Annotated in this window: 21 protein-coding genes; 8 read left to right on the top strand and 13 right to left on the bottom strand. The window is 69.7% G+C overall.

Features of this window, described 5'->3' with window-relative positions:
* Position 1: 1 nt before the first annotated feature.
* From ABD678_RS05585 to ABD678_RS05565, 5 genes are all read left to right on the top strand, one after another.
* The gene (locus tag ABD678_RS05585) at positions 2-1,105 is read left to right on the top strand and encodes a CbiQ family ECF transporter T component (RefSeq protein ID WP_344754574.1); all 1,104 of its coding nucleotides are present in this window, start codon (positions 2-4) and stop codon (positions 1,103-1,105) included.
* Positions 1,102-2,814, top strand: coding sequence for an ABC transporter ATP-binding protein (locus ABD678_RS05580; RefSeq protein ID WP_344754572.1), 1,713 nt, complete (start codon positions 1,102-1,104; stop codon positions 2,812-2,814). Before ABD678_RS05585 ends, ABD678_RS05580 begins: the two co-directional genes overlap by 4 nt.
* Complete coding sequence (locus ABD678_RS05575; RefSeq protein ID WP_344754570.1) at positions 2,811-3,641, top strand: ECF transporter S component; 831 nt, start codon at positions 2,811-2,813, stop codon at positions 3,639-3,641. Before ABD678_RS05580 ends, ABD678_RS05575 begins: the two co-directional genes overlap by 4 nt.
* A 98-nt stretch (positions 3,642-3,739) precedes the next feature.
* Positions 3,740-6,586, top strand: coding sequence for a vitamin B12-dependent ribonucleotide reductase (locus tag ABD678_RS05570; protein WP_344754568.1), 2,847 nt, complete (start codon positions 3,740-3,742; stop codon positions 6,584-6,586).
* Positions 6,573-7,562, top strand: coding sequence for a cytochrome P450 (locus ABD678_RS05565; RefSeq protein ID WP_344754565.1), 990 nt, complete (start codon positions 6,573-6,575; stop codon positions 7,560-7,562). The genes ABD678_RS05570 and ABD678_RS05565 overlap by 14 nt, the downstream gene beginning before the upstream one ends.
* A gap of 9 nt (positions 7,563-7,571) precedes the next feature.
* Here ABD678_RS05565 and ABD678_RS05560 read toward each other — a convergent pair whose 3' ends face one another.
* From ABD678_RS05560 to ABD678_RS05540, 5 genes are read right to left on the bottom strand one after another with little or no spacing between them, the layout of a single operon-like run.
* On the bottom strand, positions 7,572-8,168 hold the full coding sequence (locus ABD678_RS05560; RefSeq protein ID WP_344754563.1) for a vitamin K epoxide reductase family protein: 597 nt from the start codon (positions 8,166-8,168) through the stop codon (positions 7,572-7,574).
* Entirely contained in the window at positions 8,155-9,273 is a 1,119-nt protein-coding gene (locus ABD678_RS05555; protein ID WP_344754561.1) for an ABC transporter ATP-binding protein, read from the bottom strand. Before ABD678_RS05555 ends, ABD678_RS05560 begins: the two co-directional genes overlap by 14 nt.
* A gap of 1 nt (position 9,274) precedes the next feature.
* Positions 9,275-10,093 carry an ABC transporter permease gene (locus tag ABD678_RS05550; RefSeq protein WP_344754559.1) on the bottom strand — a complete coding sequence of 273 codons (819 nt, stop codon included), beginning with the start codon at positions 10,091-10,093 and terminating at the stop codon, positions 9,275-9,277.
* On the bottom strand, positions 10,090-10,881 hold the full coding sequence (modA, locus tag ABD678_RS05545; protein WP_344754557.1) for a molybdate ABC transporter substrate-binding protein: 792 nt from the start codon (positions 10,879-10,881) through the stop codon (positions 10,090-10,092). The genes ABD678_RS05550 and modA overlap by 4 nt, the downstream gene beginning before the upstream one ends.
* Positions 10,878-11,279 (bottom strand): TOBE domain-containing protein, encoded by a 402-nt coding sequence (locus ABD678_RS05540; RefSeq protein ID WP_344754556.1) that lies wholly within the window; start codon positions 11,277-11,279, stop codon positions 10,878-10,880. Before ABD678_RS05540 ends, modA begins: the two co-directional genes overlap by 4 nt.
* 93 nt (positions 11,280-11,372) lie before the next feature.
* Between ABD678_RS05540 and ABD678_RS05535 the strand changes: the two genes are divergently transcribed.
* From ABD678_RS05535 to ABD678_RS05525, 3 genes are read left to right on the top strand one after another with little or no spacing between them, the layout of a single operon-like run.
* The gene (locus ABD678_RS05535; protein ID WP_344754554.1) at positions 11,373-12,683 is read left to right on the top strand and encodes a molybdopterin molybdotransferase MoeA; all 1,311 of its coding nucleotides are present in this window, start codon (positions 11,373-11,375) and stop codon (positions 12,681-12,683) included.
* Positions 12,680-13,168, top strand: a complete 489-nt coding sequence (gene moaC / locus ABD678_RS05530) for a cyclic pyranopterin monophosphate synthase MoaC (RefSeq protein WP_344754552.1) — start codon at positions 12,680-12,682, stop codon at positions 13,166-13,168. Before ABD678_RS05535 ends, moaC begins: the two co-directional genes overlap by 4 nt.
* A 58-nt stretch (positions 13,169-13,226) precedes the next feature.
* Entirely contained in the window at positions 13,227-13,544 is a 318-nt protein-coding gene (locus ABD678_RS05525) for a DUF2249 domain-containing protein (RefSeq protein WP_344754551.1), read from the top strand.
* A gap of 31 nt (positions 13,545-13,575) precedes the next feature.
* On the opposite strand, the gene ABD678_RS05520 is transcribed toward ABD678_RS05525, so the two are convergent.
* The 8 genes from ABD678_RS05520 to ABD678_RS05485 all read right to left on the bottom strand — a co-directional run bounded on the left by ABD678_RS05520 (position 13,576) and on the right by ABD678_RS05485 (position 21,925).
* A complete protein-coding gene (locus ABD678_RS05520; protein WP_344754550.1) occupies positions 13,576-14,034 on the bottom strand; it encodes a luciferase domain-containing protein in 459 nt (152 codons plus the stop codon).
* A gap of 88 nt (positions 14,035-14,122) precedes the next feature.
* Positions 14,123-14,632 carry a MogA/MoaB family molybdenum cofactor biosynthesis protein gene (locus tag ABD678_RS05515; protein ID WP_344754549.1) on the bottom strand — a complete coding sequence of 170 codons (510 nt, stop codon included), beginning with the start codon at positions 14,630-14,632 and terminating at the stop codon, positions 14,123-14,125.
* Between the two features lie 43 nt (positions 14,633-14,675).
* Positions 14,676-15,128 carry an iron chaperone gene (locus ABD678_RS05510; protein WP_344754548.1) on the bottom strand — a complete coding sequence of 151 codons (453 nt, stop codon included), beginning with the start codon at positions 15,126-15,128 and terminating at the stop codon, positions 14,676-14,678.
* Between the two features lie 252 nt (positions 15,129-15,380).
* A complete protein-coding gene (locus tag ABD678_RS05505; protein WP_344754547.1) occupies positions 15,381-16,202 on the bottom strand; it encodes a phosphosulfolactate synthase in 822 nt (273 codons plus the stop codon).
* A 45-nt stretch (positions 16,203-16,247) separates the two neighbouring features.
* Positions 16,248-17,642, bottom strand: coding sequence for an MmgE/PrpD family protein (locus ABD678_RS05500; protein WP_344754546.1), 1,395 nt, complete (start codon positions 17,640-17,642; stop codon positions 16,248-16,250).
* Between the two features lie 192 nt (positions 17,643-17,834).
* Positions 17,835-18,098 carry a DUF1905 domain-containing protein gene (locus tag ABD678_RS05495; RefSeq protein WP_344754545.1) on the bottom strand — a complete coding sequence of 88 codons (264 nt, stop codon included), beginning with the start codon at positions 18,096-18,098 and terminating at the stop codon, positions 17,835-17,837.
* A gap of 23 nt (positions 18,099-18,121) precedes the next feature.
* The gene (locus tag ABD678_RS05490) at positions 18,122-20,755 is read right to left on the bottom strand and encodes a multicopper oxidase domain-containing protein (RefSeq protein ID WP_344754544.1); all 2,634 of its coding nucleotides are present in this window, start codon (positions 20,753-20,755) and stop codon (positions 18,122-18,124) included.
* Between the two features lie 3 nt (positions 20,756-20,758).
* A complete protein-coding gene (locus tag ABD678_RS05485; protein ID WP_344754543.1) occupies positions 20,759-21,925 on the bottom strand; it encodes a hypothetical protein in 1,167 nt (388 codons plus the stop codon).
* Positions 21,926-21,977 lie beyond the last annotated feature (52 nt).

Genomic DNA, 21,977 nt, shown 5'->3' with positions numbered 1-21,977 from the left:
AGTGCCGAGCGCAGACCCCGTCACGACGCCGCGACTCGACCAGAGCGTCGAGGAGCGTCCGGCCGGGCGCGGCAGCCCGCATCCGGTGTCGTGGTGGATCTGGGCTATCGGGATCGCCGTCGCCACGACACGGTCCCCCGGCATCGTCTCGACCGTGATCCTCCTCGCGGCGCTCGTGGCAGTCGTCTGGCTGTGCCATGAGCACTCGGCCTTCTCCCGTGCCTTCCCCGCCTACCTGGCGCTCGCGACCGCTGTCGTGATCGTCCGGGTCGTCTTCTACGTCCTCGTCGGGATCAAGACCGGCGGTGACGTGCTCGTTCCGCTTCCCCGCATCCCGCTGCCGGACTGGGCGGGCGGAATCGCGCTGCTCGGTCCCGTGACGGCATCCGGGCTCCTGGCCGCGGCGTCGGCCGGCCTCGCGCTCGCCGCCCTTCTGGTGTGCTTCGGGTCCGCCGTCGCCCTCACGAACCCGCAGCGGACCCTGCGCAGTCTGCCGGCGTCGCTGCACCTGCTGGGCACATCCGCGGTCATCGCCATGACCCTCGCACCGCAGCTCGTGGAGTCGTGGCAACGGGTGCGCAGGGCGCAGGCGTTGCGCGGCAGGTCGCTGCGCGGGAGGCGAGCCGTCGCCGCGACGACGCTCCCCGTGCTGGAGGATGCGCTCGAACGCTCGATCGCACTCGCCGCGTCGATGGACTCTCGCGGCTACGCACGGGTGCACAAGGGCAGCAGTCGCACCGTGCTCGCCCTCATGCTGGGCGCACTCGTCGGCGCGGCCCTCGGCACCTACGCGCTTCTGGACGGCTCCGGCCCTCGCTGGCTCGCGTTCCCCCTTCTGGCCGCCGGTGCGACTGCCGCGATCACCGGGTCGATCATCGCCTCCCGTCGCATCGCGACGACGACGTACCGCCCAGACACCTGGGGAGCGCGCGAGAGTCTGATCGCCGGATGCGGTGTCGCGGTCGCCGTGCTGGCCGTCGCGGTTCCCGCCATCCTGCCGCCTCCCCTCCGTGGAGCCGCAGCCGACGTCGGGGGCTGGTCCCTCACGTTCATCGTGTGCGGCGCGCTCGCGATCGTACCCGCGCTTGTGGCGGTGAGGAGATGATCAGGTTCGACGCCGTGACGTTCCGGTATTCGGAGGCGAGCACACCGGTTCTCGACAATGCGAGCCTCTCGATTCCCGAGGGTGAACTGTGCCTCGTCGTCGGCGCGACGGGGTCGGGAAAGTCGACGGTGTTGCGGCTCGTGAACGGTCTCGCGCCGCACTTCACCGGCGGCCACCTGACCGGGACCGTCACCGTCGACGGGCTCGACACGCGCACCCACCCCCCACGCGACCTCGCCGGCACGGTCGGCGTGGTCGGACAGGATCCGCTCGCCGGGTTCGTGACCGAACGCGTCGAGGACGAGCTCGCGTACAGCATGGAGCAGCTGGGTGTCCCCGCCCCGACCATGCGGCAACGCGTGGAGGAGGTCATCGACCTGCTCGGCCTGCACCGGCTCCGGCACCGCGCCCTCACGACCCTCTCGGCTGGTGAACAGCAGCGCGTCGCGATCGGCTCTGCGCTGACCGCCGGTCCCCGCGTGCTCGTCCTCGACGAACCGACCTCCGCACTCGACCCGCACGCCGCGGAGGAGGTACTCGCCGCTCTCCTTCGGCTCGTCCACGACCTCGGGGTCACGGTGCTGCTCGCAGAGCATCGCCTCGAACGGGTCATCCAGTACGCGGATTCCGTGCTGCGCCTCGACACTGAAGGCGCGCTCGAGTACGGTACGCCTGCCGTGGTGCTCGCGTCGAGCCCCATCGCGCCGCCCATCGTCGAGCTGGGTCGCCTCGACGGATGGGAGCCGTTGCCGCTCTCCATCCGCGATGCGCGCCGCGTCGCGGGGCCACTGCGCGAGCGACTCCGCTCTGCGCAGTCGAGTGTGCCGTCCGGCGCCGTCGCACCGGCGGCCGGATCGATCGCACTCACCGCCCGCGGTCTCCGCGTGCGGTACGGCCGGATGACCGCGATCGACGGTCTCGACCTCGACCTCCGGGCCGGCGAGCTCACGGCGCTCATGGGGCGCAACGGTTCCGGCAAGTCGTCGCTCCTCTGGGCGCTGCAGGGCACGGGCACGCGATCGGACGGCACCGTGCGGGTCGTCGGCCGCCACGGTATGGCGGGTGGTTCCAGTGCGGAGCATGGCTCCGGCCTGCCGGGTGGGCCCGGCGCGGTGGTTGGTTCGGACCCCGCGAGCGGTGTCGATCCGGCGACCCTCGCCCCGGATGCCGCGATCCGGCATATCGTCCTCGTCCCGCATGCGCCGGCGGACCTCCTCTACCTCGAGAGCGTCGGTGCGGAGTGCCGCGAGGCGGACCGCGCGGCTGGCGCACTGCCCGGCACGGCATCCGCCACCCTCGAACGCCTCTGGCCCGGCGTGCCGGAGGCTGCGCACCCGCGCGATCTCTCCGAGGGGCAGCGCCTCGCCCTCGTGCTCGCGCTCCAGTTGGCCGGCGCTCCCGGCGTCGTGCTCCTGGACGAGCCGACCCGCGGGCTCGACTACGAGGCCAAGCGGCGACTCGGCGCGCTGCTGGCCGAGGTGACGGCATCCGGCGGCGCCGTGCTGCTCTCCAGCCATGACGTGGAGTTCGTCGCGGGGACCGCGGATCGGGTCGTCGTGCTCTCCGACGGCGAGATCATCACCGATGGCCCGGTATCCGACGTGCTCACGGCGAGCCCGGGGTTTGCGCCGCAGGTCGCCCGCATCCTGCGGCCGCTGCCGTTCCTCACGGTCGATGGCGTGCGTCGGGCGATCGCGGGCACGTTATGACCCAGAACGCCGGGTCGGCGGGGTCCGGCATCCGGTCGATCCCGCTCGGCGCCCGCACGGGTACCGCCCTCGCCATCACCTCGGTCATCGGTGTCGCCTCGTTCACCTGGCCGCTGCTCGTCGGCCAGGACTCGCCTCTCGCGCAGACGGCGGCAGCCCCCGTCGTGCTCGCCGGTGTGCTCCTCGCGGTGGTTCTCGTGACGCTCGTCGCGCTCGGCGACCGCAGCATCGACGCGAAGACCGTGACGATGCTGGGTCTGCTCGCGGCGATCGGCGCGGTGCTGCGCCCCCTGTCGGCCGGCAGCGCCGGCGTCGAGTTCGTGTTCCTGTTCGTGATCCTCGGCGGGCGCGTGTTCGGCGCGGGGTTCGGGTTCGCCCTCGGCTCTGTCACGCTCTTCGCCTCCGCGCTGCTGACCGGCGGATTCGGCCCGTGGCTGCCGTTCCAGATGCTCGCGGCATCCTGGATCGGGATGGGCGCCGGCCTGCTCCCCCGACGGATGCGCGGCGCGCGCGAGCTCTCCTGCCTCGCCGCGTTCGCGGCCGTGAGCGGGTTCCTGTACGGCCAGCTCATGAACCTGTCGTTCTGGCCGTTCGCGATCGGCGCCGGAACCGCGTTGAGTTTCCAGCCCGACGCATCCGTGTGGGAGAACCTCCAGCGCTTCGCTCTCTTCAGCGTCGCGACCTCGCTCGGGTGGGACCTCATGCGCGCGATCGTCCTCGCCGTCGGGGTCGCACTGCTCGGCCGGCCGGTCCTGAAGGCCCTGCGCAGGACCGCGGGGATCGGTTCGTTCTCGAATCCGATTAAACCCGGTCCCGGCTCTCGATAATCACTATATGTAGTGCTTAGATGTTGGGACAGCCGCTATATCTGGCTGTTGACGGACTCAGCGGAAACTGCGGATTCCAGCACGACGGGGAGCGAGACATGGCAACCGAACAACGCGCAGCACACGGGAATGCCCAGCAGGCCGGTGCGACCGGCCTCCGCATCGAGCGACGATTCAGCACCCCCGGCATCCACCCGTACGACGAGGTCGAGTGGGAGCGTCGCGACGTCGAGCAGACGAACTGGAAGACCGGGGAGACGATCTTCTCGCAGAGCGGCGTCGAGTTCCCGACCACGTGGTCGCTCAACGCCTCGACGATCGTGACCACGAAGTACTTCCGCGGCGCCGCCGGCACGCCGCAGCGGGAATCGAGCCTGCGCCAGCTCATCGACCGGGTCGTGAACAAGTACGTCGCCGCGGGGATCGAACACGGTTATTTCGTCTCCACGGAGGACGCGACCGCATTCGGCGACGAGCTCACCTGGCTCCTGCTGCACCAGGCGTTCTCGTTCAACTCCCCCGTGTGGTTCAACGTTGGCACGGATTCTCCGCAGCAGGTGAGCGCCTGTTTCATCCTCTCGGTCGACGACACCATGGACTCGATCCTCAACTGGTACCGCGAAGAGGGCATGATCTTCAAGGGCGGCTCCGGCTCGGGTGTGAATCTCTCCCGCATCCGCTCGGCCGCCGAGCTGCTCTCCTCGGGCGGCACTGCGAGCGGTCCGGTCTCGTTCATGCGCGGCGCGGATGCGAGCGCCGGCACGATCAAATCCGGAGGGGCGACGCGACGCGCGGCGAAGATGGTCGTGCTCGACGTCGACCACCCCGACATCCGCGAATTCGTGCAGACCAAGGCGAAGGAGGAGGAGAAGATCCGCGTCCTGCGCGACGCCGGTTTCGACATGGACCTGGGCGGCCAGGACATCACCTCCGTGCAGTACCAGAACGCCAACAACTCGGTGCGGGTGAGCGACGCGTTCATGCGCGCCGTGGAGAAGGATGCCGGCTTCGACCTCACCGCACGCGCGGGCGGCCGCGTCATCGAGACCGTGCGGGCCAAGGAGCTCTTCCGCGAGATCGCGGATGCCGCCTGGGCGTGCGCAGACCCGGGGCTCCAGTACGACGACACGATCAACGACTGGCACACGAACCCGGAATCCGGGCGCATCAACGGCTCGAACCCGTGCTCCGAGTACATGTCCCTCGACAACTCCTCGTGCAACCTCGCCTCGCTCAACCTGCTCGCGTTCCTGAAGGCCGATGACACCTTCGACGTCGAGGGGTTCACGGCCGCCGTCGAGCTCATCATCACCGCCATGGACATCTCGATCTGCTTCGCCGACTTCCCGACAGAGCCGATCGCGAAGAACACCCGCGACTACCGCCAGCTGGGCATCGGCTACGCGAACCTCGGCGCACTGCTCATGGCAACCGGTCACGGCTACGACTCCGACGGCGGCCGCGCTCTCGCCGCCGCCATCACCTCGCTCATGACGGGTGCGTCCTACCGCCGCTCGGCGGAGCTCGCCGCCATCGTCGGGCCATACGCCGGCTTCGCCCGCAACGCGAAGGCGCACGAGCGGGTCATGCGCAAGCACGCGGCGGCGAACGATGAGCTGCACCCCCTCGGGGCCATGGACGGCGCGATCCACGCGCGCGCAGAGCAGGAGTGGAAGCGCAGCATAGAGGTCGGTGCGCAGAGCGGGTGGCGCAACGCCCAGGCGAGCGTGCTCGCGCCGACCGGCACGATCGGCTTCATGATGGACTGCGACACGACGGGGATCGAACCCGACTTCTCGCTCGTCAAGTTCAAGAAGCTCGTCGGCGGCGGCTCGATGCAGATCGTCAACCAGACCATTCCGCGCGCTCTGCGCCGCCTCGGCTACCCGGAAGAGACCGTCGAGGCGATCGTCGAGTACATCGCCGACAAGGGCCACGTCGTGGACGCTCCCGGGCTCAGGCCCGAACACTACGAGATCTTCGACACCGCCATGGGGCGGCGTTCCATCGCCCCCATGGGGCACGTGCGGATGATGGCAGCCGTACAGCCGTTCCTCTCCGGGGCGATCTCCAAGACCGTGAACCTGCCGGAGGAGGCCACGATCGACGAGGTCGAGGAGGTCTACTACCAGGGCTGGAAGCTCGGCCTCAAGGCGCTCGCGATCTACCGCGACAACTGCAAGGTCGGCCAGCCGCTCTCCGACGGCAAGAGGGAGACCGCCGCGACGACGACCACGGCAGAGCACGCCGCACCCGTTCGCCGCCGCCTCCCGAAGACGCGCCCGTCGATGACCACCTCGTTCACGGTCGCCGGCGCCCAGGGCTACCTGACGGCAGGCTCCTACCCCGACAACGGGCTCGGCGAGATCTTCCTGCGGCTCGGCAAGCAGGGCTCCACCCTCGCCGGGGTCATGGATGCGTTCTCCATCGCCGTGTCGATCGGCCTGCAGTACGGGGTGCCGCTCACGACCTACGTGGAGAAGTTCACGAACCTGCGGTTCGAGCCGGCGGGCATGACCGACGACCCGGACATCCGGATCGCCCAGTCGATGATGGACTACATCTTCCGCCGCCTCGCCCTCGACCACCTGCCGTACGAGACCCGCGCGGGCCTCGGCGTGTACACGACCGCTGAGCGCACGGCCCAGTTGAACGCGGGGGAGTACGCGCAACCGCAACCCGGAACGGCGGACCTGGCCGAGGAGACACCCGCGGCGGCTGTCACCGAGGATGCGCCCGTCGCGGTCGTGCCCCCCGCCACCGTGCCTGCTGCCACCGTGCCGCCCGCCGCGCCGGAGGCGGTGCACTCGAGCGCACAACTGCTCGAGGCGCAGCAGGGCCTCGTGGCGGATGCGCCGCTGTGCCTGTCGTGCGGGGTCAAGATGCGCCCCTCCGGCTCGTGCTACGTGTGCGAGAGCTGCGGGAGCACGAGTGGCTGCAGCTGACCCGGCGTCGGCCGAGTCGGCCTGGGACTGGGATGTGCGCAGCCCCGAGGTCCAGTCGGATCAGTTGCGCGCCCTCATCGATCGCTACTTCGATGACGGGGACGTGGCCGGCTACGCATCGTCGTTCCAGACGATCGCCCGCGAACTGACGGACGCACTGCCCGACGACGCCGACGTCGAGTTCATCGAAGGCTTCGCCCTCGACTACGCCCTGCGCACCCAGCAGGCCTGGCTCCACTGGCCCGACTACACCCGGGACGCCCTTCGGGACTGGGTCGCCCGAAACCAACGCACTACCCTCGCCGGCGATCGCGCGGCGATCGAGGAGGTCGCCCGCGACTTCGATGACACGGTGCGCCGGGTCATCGCGGACCGGCGAGCGCAGCCCGGACCGGACGACGACGCCACGAGCCGACTGCTGCGCGAGACGATCGATGGCGAGCCCCTGTCGGAGGATCTCATCGTGTCGATCCTGCGCAACTGGACGGTCGGCGAGCTGGGCACCATGGCTGCCAGTGTCGGGATCCTCGTCGGCCACCTCGCCCGGCATCCGGACCTGCAGGAGAGCCTGCGGAACTCCCCCGAGGAGCTTCCGGCCGCGATCGACGAGATCCTGCGCATCCACTCGCCTCTCGTGTCGAACCGCCGGGTGACGACCCGCCCCGTCGTGCTCGGCGGCCGCAGCATCGCGGAGGGCGAGCGGATCACGATCTTCTGGGCGTCCGCGAATCGGGACGAGACCGTCTTCGGCGACCCGGATGACTACCGGCCGGAGGCCAATGCACCACACAACGTGCTGTACGGGCGCGGCATCCATGTCTGTCCTGGCGCCGGGCTCGCGCGCCTCGAACTGCGCGTCGCTCTCTCAGCGCTCCTGACGGGAACGCGCCGGATCGACCTCGTCCTGGGTCCGGTGGACCCCGCCACCTACCCGGCGAGCGGATTCCGCACGCTCCCGGTGCGGATCACCCGGTAGGGGTGCCGATCAGAAGAACTCGCTCAGCACGTCGAGCTGCACCTGGGCGAGCACCGCGACGATGACGTAGCAGAGGAGCGTCGCGATCGGGATCCAGAAGAACCCGGCTGAGGCCACCTTGCGGATCGGAGCCGGGACCCACTCGGACCGGAGGGTGTGCAGCACGACGACGAAGAAGACCGGGATCGTGACCGCCCAGGTCACCATGCACCACGGGCACAGCACCCTCAGGACGAAGACGCTCTGGGAGATAAACCAGACGACGAGCGCGAGGGCCGCAGCAGTGCCGATGCCGAACAGCACCCAGAACCAGCCGGCGAACCGGGCGCCGGCGAGCATCCCGACCCCAGCCGTGATCACGGCCGACCAGAACACGATGCCGAGGATCGGGTTCGGGAAGCCGAAGACGGAGCCCTGCGCGGAGTTCAGGTTGTCGCTGCACCCGACGAGCACGCTGAAGTTGCACGCGAGTTGCGCGTTGGGGTTCTCGAGCAGTGCGATCTTGTCGAGCGTGAGCGCGAGGGAGGCGATGAGTCCGATGATCCCCGTGACGAGAAACGTGATCGGCAGGCCGACGGGACGGCGCGCGGATTCAGTCAGAGCCACCCTCCCAGTGTGACGCATGACCGCCCCGGCCGTGACGACGGTAGACCGTGACAAACTCCGGGTCGACGTGCAGCGACACGACGGACCCCGAACCCAGCTGCCGCGCAAGGACCTGCGATGACGGCACTTCGGCGACGACCTCGTCGCCGGCGAGGACGATCCGGATGCCGCCCGCGGCCGGCTCGAGCGCGGCGACCGTGCCCACCCACGAGTTCTCCACGGCAGGAGTCGGCTCCGCGCCCGGCTCCCGGACGGTGACCGCCGACCGAGGAAAGGCCACCCAGGCCTCACTACCCACGGGCGGGAGATCACCGCTGCCCGCGAGGACGTGGCCGTGAGCGACGGCGACCAGTCCACGGCCGGTTACTCGCCCGGCCAGGAGGTTGAGGCCGGCCAGTGACGCCGCGAACCCGTTGACCGGTCGACCGAGAACATCCGAGGCGCTGCCGTCGTCGGCGACCCGCCCGCTGTCGAGGGTCACGACACGGTCGGCCAGCACGATGACGTCGACGACATCGTGGGTGACGAGCACCGTCGTCGTCCCCGTGCTCGACAGCCGCTCGCGCAGGAGCGTGCGGATGCTCGACGCGGCCTCCACGTCGAGGGAGGCCATCGGCTCGTCGAGCAGCAGCAGGTCGGGTTCCGCTGCGAGCGCGCGCGCGATGGCGACCCGTTGCTGCTGCCCTCCGGAGAGTTCGGCCGGCCGCCTCCCTTCGAAGCCGGAGAGTCCGACATCCGCCAGCCAGCGCTCTGCCCTCCTGCCGGCGTCGACTCTGCTCCCGTGGGCTGCGCGGATGCCGAAGGCCACATTCTGCACTGCGGTCAGGTGCGGGAAGAGGAGCGACTCCTGACCGAGCAGGCCGACCCGGCGGGCGTGGGCCGGTAGGGACATCCGTTCGCCGGCACTCACGCGGGTCAGCGGACGCCCGTTCACCCGGATGCTGCCGGTCGCCACCGGGAGGAGGCCCGCGAGCGCGCCGAGGAGGGTCGACTTGCCCGACCCGTTGGGGCCGAGCAGCGCCAGTACTTCGCCCGCGCCCACCTCAAGATTCGCGTCGAGGACGAAGTCTCCCCGACGAACGACCAGTTCCGCGCTCAGGGTCACGTCAACGCTCCGGCTCCGGCCGCCAGCTGCGCATGAGAAGCAGGATGACGACGGCGACCACGATGAGCAGCAGGGAGAGGGCGACGGCGGAGTCCTGGCTCACACCCGCACCATTGAAGGCCGTGTAGATCGCGAGGGGCATCGTGCGCGTGATCCCTGCCGCGTTGCCGGCGAAGAGCGCCGTCGCGCCGAATTCGCCGAGCGCGCGGGCGAAGCAGAGCACCGTGCCCGAGACCAGACCGGGCAGGATGAGCGGGAGCGTGATCCTCCTGAACACCGTCCACCTGCCCGCACCGAGCGTCGCGGCGACCGTCTCGAACCGCGTCCCCGCCGTGCGCAGCGCCCCCTCGACCGAGATCACGAGGAACGGCAGGGCGACGAACGACTGCGCGATCACGACGGCCGCGGTCGTGAACGGGATTCGGATGCCGAACGCCGGTTCGAGCACGGCTCCGACGAGCCCGTTGCGCCCGAGCAGGTAGAGCAGGGCGATGCCGCCGACCAGGGGTGGCATCACGAGAGGGAGGGTCGTGAGCGCCCGCAGGACGCCCGCGACGCGCTGCCTCGACCGCGCGATGACGAGGGCGAGCGGCACCCCGACGATGGCGCACAGGATGGTCGCGGCGGTCGCCGTCTGCAGGGAGAGTCCCAGTGCGGAGAGCGCCTCGACCGAGGTGATGGCGGCGGGAACCCTCGGCCAGTCGGCCCGGACGAGAAGACCGATGACGGGCAGGAGCAGCAGCGCGAACCCGAGCGCGGCAGGCACGTAGAGCAGGCGGGGTATCCCCACCGGCCTCGAGCCCGTCACCCACCCGCTCATGGCGCGGCGAAACCGTACGTCGCGAGAACGGCCCGGCCCCGGGCGGAGAGCACGAACGCGACGAATGCCCTCGCGACATCCGGATCGGCTGCGCGCGCGAGCACGGCGATCGGGTAGGTGTTCCTGGCGCGCTCGGCCCCCGCGATGCTCACGCCCTCGACGGAGCCCGCCGCAGCGGCGACATCCGTCACGTAGACGAGGCCGGCATCCGCTTCACCGGCCTGCACTTTGGCGAGCACGGCCTTGACGCTCTGCTCCTCGCTGACCGGGGTGAGCGAGACTCCGTCGAGGTCGAGGAGGGTGTGCGATGCCGTGCCGCACGGGACCTCCGGTGCGCACAGCACGACCTGCACCCCGGGTCTGGTGAGGTCGGAGAGCCCCGTGATGTGCAGCGGGTTTCCCGGCTGCACCGCAATCTGAAGGGTGTTCGAGGCGAAGTCGGACGGTGACCCGCCAACCTCGTCCGCGACCGTCGCCATGGTGGCCTCGTCCGCCGAGGCGAACACGTCGGCCGGCGCTCCTTCGGCGATCTGCGTCGCGAGCGTCGAGGAGCCGTCGAAGGAGATCGGGGCCACGGTCACCCCGGGGTTGTCGGCGGCGAACTCCCCGGCCAGCTCAGTGAAGGATGCGACGAGAGAGGCGGCGGCGAGGATTCTGAGGCTGCCGGGGTGCGCCGTGTCGGATGCCGACGGGGTGCACGCGGAGAGTAGGAGTGTCGCGACTCCCAAGGCGGCCGCGTGGAGAATCACGGCGCGCCCGCGACGAGGTGCGGTGCCGCGCACGGTCATGAGCCGTTCGGTGTCTCGACGATGACCATGGTGGACTTGACGACCGCGACGGCGAGGGACCCGATCTCGAGGCGGAGATCGCGCACCGCCTCGGTGGACATGAGGGAGACGATCCGGTGCGGGCCGCACTGCAACTCGACCTGGGACATCACGGTGTCGCTCGCGATGGCCGTCACGAGCCCGACCATCCGGTTGCGCGCGCTGCTGCCGATGCCGGAAGGGTCGTCGGGCGCGACCGCGGTCGACTGTGCGTGGCGCGCCAGTTCGATGCCGGCGATGACCTGGCGACCTGCGTCGTCCTGGGTCGCCTCCACGACATCCGCTGCGACCCAGCGGCGGACGGTGTCGTCACTCACGCCGAGAAGTCGAGCCGCCTCGCTGATCCGATACTGCGTCATGATTCAAAGGTTATCACCGCATCTGCGGCTGAAATGTGCAAATCGAGGGGAAGGCTGGAAAGTGCGCATCGAGCTCATCGGTAGGGTTGAGTCATGACACATCGGGAGGCCCACGGCGGGCCCGATCACCGCGGAGGCGAACACGGCGCGGGCGAACACGGCCCCGTGACGATCGGCGTCGCGGAGCACCGGACGCGCATCCTCGACTCCCTCTCGCCACTTCCCGCCGTCACCGTGCCACTGTCGCTCGCGCGGGATCGGGTACTCGCGGCCGATATCGTCGCCCTCGTCGACGTTCCCGGATTCGAGAACTCGGCCATGGACGGCTACGCGCTGCGCCAGGTCGATGCTGCAACCGCGACGCGGGAGGCGCCCGTTGCACTGCGGGTCGTCGCCGACCTCCCCGCGGGCTCTGCGGTGGACCCGCCGCTCGGTGCCGGGGAGGCGGCCCGCATCATGACCGGCGCACCGGTCCCCCACGACGCGGACTGCATCGTGCCGGTCGAAGACACCGATTCCGGTACGGGGACCGTGCTCATCTTCCGTGCACCCCAGCCCGCTGCGCACATCCGGCACGCAGGATCCGACGTTCGCGTCGGCGAGGCGGTGCTGCCCGCGGGCCGGATGCTCGGCGCGCGCGATCTCGCGGCGGCGGCCGCCGTCGGCGTGCGCGACCTGCTCGTGCATCCGGCGCCGCGCGTCGGCGTGCTCTCGACCGGCACCGAGCTCCGGCCGGCCGGTGAATCGCTCGCGCGCGGTCAGATCCACGACTCGAACTCGATCCTGCTCGCAGCGGCGGTCGCCGAGTCCGGCGGGATCCCGGTGCAGCTCGGCTCCGTGCCCGACGACGAGGATGCCCTCCGGGCAATCTTCGAGCAGAATGCGGCGACCGTGGACGCCTTCATCACGTCGGGTGGGGTGAGCGTCGGCGCGTACGACGTCGTCAAGGCCGTGCTCGCACCGCTCGGGGTCTGGTTCGGACCCGTGCGCATGCAGCCGGGCAAACCGCAGGGCTTCGGCCGGTGGCCGGGCACCGGGGTCGGCACACCGATCTTCGCGCTCCCCGGCAACCCGGTGAGCGTGTTCGTCTCCTTCGAGGAGTTCGTGCGCCCCGCCCTCCTCGCGATGCAGGGTCGGTCGGATGTTCAGCGCGACGCCGTGCGCGGAGTCGCACGAGGTATCGCTTCGGAGGGGTGGCGAAGCCCGGCAGGGCGCGCACAGTACATGCCGGTGGTCGCGGAATGGCATCCGGATGGCACGCTCGGCGTGCGCCCGGCCAGCAGCGGCGGCTCCGGCTCCTACCTCGTCGCGAGCCTCGCCGGGGCGAACGCCCTCGCGCTCGTGCCCGAAGCGGTGACCGAGGTGCGGGAGGGCGACGTCGTGGATGTCACACTGGTTCCATGAGCGAGCAGCCCTTCACCCACCTGGATTCCGCCGGCCAGGCCCGCATGGTCGATGTGACCGCCAAGACCCCGACGGCGCGCGAGGCCACCGCGGCCGGCTTCGTCCGCTGCGCACCGACCGTGATCGCCGCGCTGCGCTCCGGCACAGCGCCCAAGGGGGATGTCCTCGCGGTCGCGCGGATCGCCGGCATCCAGGCGGCCAAGCGCACGCCGGATCTCCTCCCCCTCGCCCACGTCATCGGTGTGCACGGGGCGAGCGTCGACCTCGAGGTCGTCGACGACGGGGTGCGTGTCTCAGCCACCGTGCGCACGGCCGACCGCACCGGGGTCGAGATGGAGGCCATGACGGCCGTCGCCGTCGCGGCACTCGCTGTGGTCGACATGGTCAAGGGCATGGACAAGACGGTGCAGATCGAGAACGTACGGCTGCTCGCGAAGTCCGGTGGCCGCTCCGGCGACTGGCGGCGACCGGATCCCGCCAACTGAGTGAATTGTCACGGTCGCACGCCGGGCAGAAGTTCGACGTCGTGCCTATCGTGGAAGCATGACTGCAGAATCGATTGACCTTCAACGGCAGGCCCCGAGCAGTGCGGCGCACTCCGGCTGCGCGTGCGGACACGAGAACGAGAGCGAGATCGTCCTGGACGTACGGCAGATTCCGCACGCGATCCGGCACGCGACCATCTTCGGGGCTCTCGGCTCGATCGCGCCGGGGGTCAGTATCGATCTCGTGGCCGACCACAACCCGCTCCCGCTGCTCGCGCAACTCGAACAGCGGGAGCCCGGCCGGTTCAGCGTGAGCTACCTCACCGAGGGTCCGGATGTCTGGACGCTGCACATCACGAGGCAGAACGCCGCCTGACCTGCGCGTCCGGCCGATCTGGCGGACGCCCTCAGCCTCGTGCGAAGGCGATGCTCTCGCCGACCAGGTGGACGAGCACGAGGAGTTCATCGCGGTCGCGAGGGCCGTAGATCATGATCTCGGTCCCATGACCCGCGTACCGGTGCGGCTCCCCCCACCCCAGGGCGCATACCTCGCGGGCACGCTCGACGGGCAGGCACAGGTGCAGGCTCGTGTCGAAGACCCCATGGAGGTGGATCGGCTCGAGGGGGTCTCCCACAGGCGCGAGGGAGGTCTCCGGGTCGCGCACCGTCGGCAGGCCCTCGAGCAGCACGGCGCGGGATGCAGGCGGGCACACCGAGCTGTGGCCCTCGACGACCCCGGCAAGCCCGAAGATCGCTGACGCAGTGTGGCCCCAGGTGCCAGGGCGGGACTGTTGGCTCAACTGCCGGTGGGGACCTGACGCCGACGTCTTCGGACGCACCCCGGGCCGGCCGGGAAGATCGGACATGCCATCGAGGATATGCTCCTGCGGCGTGGCGCGACCCGGCTCCAGACCGTGAAAATGTGGCCGCGGCGGGCGGCGGATGTCGGAGCGTTCAGTGGTCCCCGCCGTCGAGCTGGCTGAGGATATGCGGTACGAGAGGCAGCAGCACGTCGAGGCCCTCGTCGACGGCCTTCACGGACCCCGGCAGGTTGACCACGAGTGAGCCGGGCGGGTCCCCGGCGATACCGGCCAGACCCCTCGTGAGCACGGCCGTCTTCGTGTTGCGCGCGCCCTCGCGTCGCAGTTCCTCGGCGATGCCGGGAAGCTCGCGGCTCAGGAGCGGACGGGTGCCCTCGGGGGTGAGGTCCCTCGGTCCGATTCCGGTTCCGCCACTCGTGATCACGAGTCGTGCCCCGGATCGGATGGCGGAGCCGATCGCGCCGGCGACACTGTCCACGCCATCCGGAACGAGGGCGGAGTCGACCAGGTAGCCATCGGCCTCCAGGCGTTCGACCGCTCGCGGACCCGATGTGTCCGGACGCTCGCCGCGGGCGCTGCGGTCGGAGACCGTGATCACTCGGGCATGGATCGGGGGGTTCTGGGCGTCGTGGTGGTGCTGCATGAGTACAACCGTACGACCCCGAACCCCATCGCGGCTCGCTGCGTCAGCCGGCAGCACGCTTCACGAGGGAACGGAGCTCCTTGTCGACGGCATCCGTGACTTCGAGCACCGCGTAGGCCGCAGGCCAGAAGACGCCATCGTCGAGCAGGGCATCCTCGGTGAAGCCGACCGTCCCGTAGCGGGTCTTGAACTTGGACGCCGACTGGTAGAACACGACGACCTTGCCGTCGCGTGCGTAGGACGGGAAGCCGTACCAGGTCTTGGGCTCGAGCTGGGGCGCGACCTCGGTCACGATCGCGTGCAGCTTTTCGGCGATCGCGCGGTCGGAACCGGTGAGCGCGGCGATCGCGTCACGACAGGCCTGCGCCTCCCGTTCCCTCTTCTCCTCGGCCTTGCCGCCCTTGCGCTGCTCCCGCAGTTCGGCGGCGCGCTGCTTCATCGCGGCGCGCTCGTCGGCGGTGAACTTGCCTTCCTCGTTGTCGGACCTGCCTGCCATGGTTGCCTCCCGTTCGTCGCGACGCTCGATCGAGCCGTCGTGTTCGTGACAGTCACGATACAAGCGCGACCTGTGCCTGCGCTTCTCGATTCCTGCTCGGTCTGCCGACCTGAGCCGCGCAGGATCACTCCAGACACGACGAGGCCCGCGGCGACGGCCACAGAGTGCCGTCGACCGCGGGCCTGGGCCGGTTGTGGGGAACCGGCGGCTCGGCCGCGGTTGCGGGAAGCGCCGCAGCGGAGTGTCCGACGCCTAGAAACTGGGGTTCGCGATGCGCCCCCAGGTCGACTTGTTGCCCCAGATGTTCTGACGCAGCCCTTCGAGCTGCAGAACCTGTGAGTGGTCGACGAAGAGGTTGACCTCGTTGCCGTAGTTCTTGATATACCACTCGAACACGAGCGGGTCTGCCGACTCGAACATGACGTGCTCGATACCGACGCCGTTGATGATCGAGGCGACCGGGGCCGTGTTCCAGGTCGTCACGTTCTCGGTGATGCCCTCCGACTCGATCATGATGATGTCGGCGCCGGCCTCGAGAGCCTTGTTGGCGCGGGCGACGAGGTCACCGACATCCTTCTTGCCCTCCGCGGCGAGTTCCTCCTCCGTCGAGTCGCCACCCGACCCGAACTGGATGCCGAGCTCCGGCTTGGCCTTGAGGCCCGCCTTCTTGACCCGCTCGATGAGACGCAGCAGGCCCGAGGTGGGGATGGAGATGAACCCGGCAGAGATCTCGATGACGTCGAACCCGACCTCCTTGGCCTCCTTGAGGTAGTGGTCGATCGCGTCGGGACCGTAGCGCTGGACGGTCTCGAGCCATCCGCCGGAGGAGATGTAGGCGTCGTGCTCGTGGGCGAGGTCGCTGAACGCGCGCACCTGCTCACGGGGCAGCAGGGCGAAGGATCCGCCCGCCCACTTCACGCCGTCGACCCACTGGCCGGCCACGTCGAGCACGTCGGCGAGGTGCCGCGTTCCGTAGGTGGAGTAGTACGGTCCGCGCACCTCGGTGAGCCCGAACGTGCGGGGCTTCTCCGGGCGGAATGCGCGGGGGATGAAATCGAAACTGGTGTTTGCCATGATTACTCCTTGTTCGGATGGCTGGCCGGACGCCGGGTGGGCGCCTCAGGCCACTGATGTGGATCCTTTGCGCCGCGTGAGCGGCACCCGGGCCAGGAGCGTTGTGAGCTCCCGGACCGGTTGTGTATCCAGGCTGTGGATGACCTCGGCGAGCTGGTCGCGGAGGTCGGGACCGGTGAACGGCGTGACCAGTCGGGTGAACTTGCCCATCGCATCCGCCCAGTCGAGCGGATTGGTGAAGAAACCCTTGTAGGAGGCCGTGGTTGCCATCAGCACCGTGCCGTCGGCCAGTTCGACCTCGACGCGGGAGGGCATCTCGTTCGGGAACCGTGCCGAGTAGCCGGCATCCGGGGTCACGGTGACCCTCTGGAGGAGCTCCTGCACATCGGCCCGGGTGATGCGCTCCGGCGCGAAGGCGGCAGGCTGCACCTCACCGTCGAGCAGCGCCGCGGCGACCATGTACAGGAGGGAGTGATCGGCCTCCTCCTTCGTGCGGATCTCGCGCTTGCTGCCCTCCTCCCCGCCGCCGATGATGTCGAACGCGACCTGGAATGTCGTGACGCGCACGGCCGCGATCTGCGTCGCGTCGAATCCGGCCTGCGAGCGGATGTCGAGGGCCGCGTCGATCGAGGACTGCGAATGGATCTCGGCGTTGTGCTTCTTGATGATCGTGCGCAGGACGCTCTCGAGATCCTCTGTTGACCAGTCGATCGTGAAGTCGCCGGCGATGGTCTCCTTGAAGCCCTTGTTGCCCTCGAAGACCTCCTCGGGGCCGGTGATGCCCGCGCGGGCGAGGAGCGCCGCGAACGTGCCCTCCTTGCCGACCTGAGGGTAGGCGAGGCCCTTCCAGTTCGAGAGGTTCCCGGTGCGGGTGACCCGGAGCGCGTTATTGGCTGTTCCCGAGATCGCGATCGCGTTCGCCGTCTGGTCGACGCTCAGGCCGAGCGCCTTCGAGACGGCGGCGGCGACCGCGTAGGCGCCCTGCACCGTGTGGTCGAAACCCTTCGCGCGCACCGGGGCGACATCCGACAGCCGCGTGTGCACCTGGTAGGCGACCGCGACGGCCGTCAGGAAGTCGGCACCGCTCGCATCGACGCTTTCTGCCGCGGCGAGCACCGCGCCGATGTTGTCGGACGGGTGATTCGTCTCGCCCTTCGCGAGGTAGCTGTCCATGAAGTCGAGATAGCGGCTGAGGGCGACGTTGTAGAACGCGGCACGGTCGGGGGCGGATGCCCCGCCGCCGATGAGGGTCGACGCCCCGTTTCCGCCGAGCGACTCGGTGAGCTCACGGACGGCGACGAGGGGCGGCGCGTCGAGGGCAGCGATGGCGATGCCGATGGTGTCGAGTACGCGGATCTTCAGTTGCTCCACCGCCGTCGCGCTCAATTGCGCGAACCTCGCACCGGTCACGAATGCGGCCAGCTCCTGGACTTCGGTCATCGGAATCTCTTTCCCGCGGTTTCTCCCGAGCCGTTCTCCGACTCAGCGGCCGGGGCGAGCGAATCGGGGCGACCACTGGTGACAACCTCGCTCTAAAGAGACATATTCCGCTTTTAGAAAATTCGCGAGGATTGCAGCGACCCGCAACCCGTACCACGCTGCTCGAACGAGTCGATGCCTCGAGACAACCGCTCAGCGCCTGATGCGCACCTCGACCTCGTCGCCGACATCCTTGCCGAGCTTCTTGCGCAGCGCAGCGCTCACCGAGATGAAGTGGTAGCCCTGGCCCGTCGGCATGAGCGCGGAGGTCACCGTGACACCGTCGACGGTCGTGTCGGCCTTCACCGACTTCCCCGTTCCGAAGAAGTCTTGCGAACCCGGCACTTCGATGACCGACCAGGCGGGCATCCACTCCGGGTTGACGATCGTCGAGCGGAAGGTCAGTTCGTCGGACATGACGCCAGCGTAGCGAGCCCGGATCAGGGGCCGGTCACGTGGAACACGCCGGCTGCCCCCTTCTCGGCATCCGACATGATGTGCGTGACGAAGGGGTAGCTCCCCGCCTCGGGGAACGTCAACTCGACGAAGCCGCCCTGCGCGGGCTGCAGCGCGAGCGCCTGGCCGCCGCCGACACCGGTGCTGCCGCCATCGCGCAACAAGTAGTCGCCTTCGGCGTACACGGTGTCGAACTGCCCACCGACGACGTGGAACGCGCTCGGCCGATTCGGCCCGGCATCCAGCACCCAGATGCGCACCCGCTCGCCGACCTTCGCCTCGAGCGGCCGGTACTTGTACTGGTTCGCGTAGCCGTTGAAGACGACGAGATCCGGGTTCTGCGTCGCGATGCGCGTCGCGTCCGCTATCGCGCCCTGTCCCCCCAGGTAGTACTCGGACTGCACGAGCACGAACTCCCGGTCGACCGGTGTGAGCCCTGGCGGGTCGATGATGACCGCGCCGAACATGCCGTTCGCGATGTGCAGCGACATGGGCATGGTCGAGCAGTGGTACAGCCAGATGCCGGCACGCGTGGCCGTGAAGGTGTAGGTGAGGCGCTCGCCCGGCTGGATGGTACGCATCGGCTCGTCCGGGGCGAGCGATCCGGCGTGGAAGTCGACTGAGTGCCCGAGGGTGCCGTCGTTGACGAGCGTGATCACGAACGTGTCGCCGACCTGGCCGCGCAGGGTCGGCCCTGGCGCTGTGCCGTTGTAGGTCCACAGCGTCTGCTTGACACCGGGTGCGACCTCGCGCATGCCCTCCCGCACGGTGAAGGTGTACTCATGGGTGGTCCCGGATGTCGCAGGCGCGAGCACGGCGTCGTGCGCCCGGAAGGTCGCATCCGGCTCCTTTGCGAGGTCGATGTCCTCGGCCGCCGATGGCCCGGCCTGTGCGCCGTGGTCGTGGCCGCCGGCCGCCGGGGTGTCGGACGGCGCCGGGGACGCGGTCGCACCGCCGATCATCTTGACCGTCATGACCATGCCGAGAAGCTTGTGACCGGCGATCGAACACCAGCCGTCGATGTTCGAACCGACGACGCCCACCTTCACGTCGGTCGACGCGTCGGGGTTCAGCAGCCCGGAGGACGCCCCGTTCGCGAGCACGAGGTCGTGCACCTGGTTGTCCTTGTTGGTGAGCCGGATGACCAGCTCGTCGCCGGCCGGCACCTCGACGACATCGGGACTGAACCGCATGTTCTTCATGCTCACCTCGACGGTCGTCGTGTGGCCGGTCGGGGTCACGGATGCCGCGGGCGCCGCGAGCTGGAACCCGGCTGCCGTGGGGTCGAGGGCGATCCCGATCGTGAGCGCGAGGACCACGGTCGACACGGCGGCCGCGAGCGCGGCCCCGCGGCGCGCGGGAACCGCAGCTGTGTCCGCAGGGGCCGCCGCCGTTGTAGTCCTTGTCGCCGTTGTCGCCGTTGTCGCCGTCGCCCGGGAGGCGAGCACCGCCCGCACTGCGAGCACGAGGAACACAAGCAGCACCGCGAACACCACGAGCGAGACGACGACCTTGACGAAGCTCGGCACCGGAAGCAGGAACACCACGATCCCGAGGTTGACGACGCTGACCCGGTAGAGCCCTACACGGTCCAGCTCACGTGCGGTGCGCCGACTCGCCTCCGGCCCGCCGCCGAGCACGACCGGCAGCAGGTAGCTGAGCGCCCCGATCAGCACCTGCGCAGCGAAGCCGACCGCGAACGGGCCGACGAGCCAGCCGACGCCGGAGGCGGCATCCGCCCACCCCGGCGCCTCGACGACCACGACGCCGAAGGCGATCGTGCAGAAGGCGAACCACAGCACGCCGGCACCGATACTCCAGCTCGCAAAAGTGCCCTGCGCCGAGCGCCGGGCCTGACGCACCCCCTCGACGACGACGAAGCCCACACCGACCAGATAGATGAGGATGCCGAGGGCGAAGAGCGGTCGCAGGTCGAGCGCGACCGAACCTCCCACGACGACGAGCCCGCCGACCATGAGCCAGAGGGTGCGGCGGGCGATGGCATCGACGGCATCCGAGACGCGCGTGTGCAGCACGGTCGGCCAGAGCAGGATGACGGTGCCCACGACCGTGAGCCCCACCCAGCCGAGCAGGTTGAAGGCGAGGTGCGCGGGGTAGAGACGATCGTGCAGCCCGTCGGGAAGCGTGACGCGCGCCATGACGATGCCGAGGCCGACCCCGATCACGAGTGCGAGCCCGGCCGCGATGTAGTACCAGACGAGCGGGGCGAACCGAGCCGGCAGCGCGCCACGCGACTGCAGGAACAGTGTCACGACGTGGGTCACCGCGACGACCCCGACGAGGATGCCGCCGGCCAGGACGAGCGGCCACAGCATGGTGACCATCCCCGCGACGACGAGCCCGGCCCCGACCGTGTGGCCGACGAGGCGCATACCGTGGAACGCGCGCCCCCCGGGGGCGGGTCGCCGCAGGAGCGTGTCGGCGAAGTGCTGGCTCCAGACCAGGATGGCGGTGCTCACGGCGCCGAGCAGCAGCAGGTGCACCATGAGCCAGTCGCCCGCGGGCACGAAGCGGTGCGTGAGGACGATGATCGCCGCCGCGACGAGCCACAGGGCGACGAGGCCGTTCATGAGCAGGTACCAGAGCTTGCGGCTCATTCTTCAGCCTTCCAGGGCGTTGTTGACGGGTTTCTTCGGCGGCCCCATCGCAGCGCTCGTGACGGCGAGCGCAGCGAACGACAGCACGGCGACGACGTTGAGCACCCCGCCGATTCGAATGGCCTCGGTCGAAGCCCAGGCGTCCCCGCCGAGCACCCGCACGACGAGAGAGGCGTGGAGGAGGGCGACCGGCAGGTAGAGGAACCAGCGGTACGGGAGCGGCTTGCGCAGCACCGCAGGGAGGATCACCGGTGCGTGAGCCATGATCATCGACATGACGAAGCCGAGGAAGATCGAGTGCAGCACCGCGTCATACCGCGGTCCGTCGGCAGCCTCTCCCCCGACGATCCAGACGCCGGCCGCCACGACGAGCCAGACGTAGCCGGCGAGCAGGCAGATTGCCATGTAGCGAGGCAGCCCTCTCGTGCTGGCCAGGCGCGTCGCGACGTCGTAGCGGAACAACCACACCACGAGCAGGGCGAGGGCTAGCCCGAGCAGCGGGTAACCCGGTTCCGGCCAGAGCGGTGCGATCGCGGCCGCCGCGACCACGAGCACGGATGCGGCGAGCCCGAGCGACTCCGCCCGGGTATCCACGACGGGCGAGATGCGGGCGAGCTCGAGCCGCTCTCCCGCGATCGTGAGGATGAGGAAGGCGGCCATTCCGGGCACCATTGCTGAGATCGGGACGCCCGAGATCCACAGGATCGCGCTTGCGAGCCCGGCGACCGCGCCGAGGAGCTGGATGTCGATGGCTGCAGCCGGCGAGCGCCTCCGGATGACGAGGTACACGCCCAGCAGCGCGCAGAAGCCGAGGAGGACCAGCGTCTGGCCCACGGCATCCGGGAGCGGGGAGAGGAGGAGCAGGCTGCCGAGGCCGAGCAGAGCGGGCGCGGCGAAACCCCACGCGCGGCGGGCCGCGACCGCGCGCTCGAGCACGATGAGGGTGCCGACGAAGCCGAACACCATGAGCGGTGCATGGAGCGCGGCGACCTCAGCGGAGGAGAGCGGCGCCCACACCCCGAGCAGCAGGAGTGCCGCGTCGAGACCGAGCAGCAACGCCAGGCCCCCGGGGATGAGGAAGACGAGCCGCAGCGCAGTACGGTCGAGAACCGGGCGTTCGGGTGCACCGGTTCCGATCCCCTGGCCGGTCGGCCGCAGGGCGGAGGTCACGCTTCGATCGTAGCGCCGCCATCCCGTCCCAAATGAAGGCAATCACCGGCCC

Origin of the sequence: Leifsonella bigeumensis (genome assembly GCF_039537265.1) — a bacterium.
GTDB classification, from domain to species: Bacteria; Actinomycetota; Actinomycetes; order Actinomycetales; family Microbacteriaceae; genus Terrimesophilobacter; species Terrimesophilobacter bigeumensis.
The sequence above is the reverse complement of the archived record's forward strand: the minus strand, read 5'-3'. Positions and strand labels throughout refer to the sequence as shown.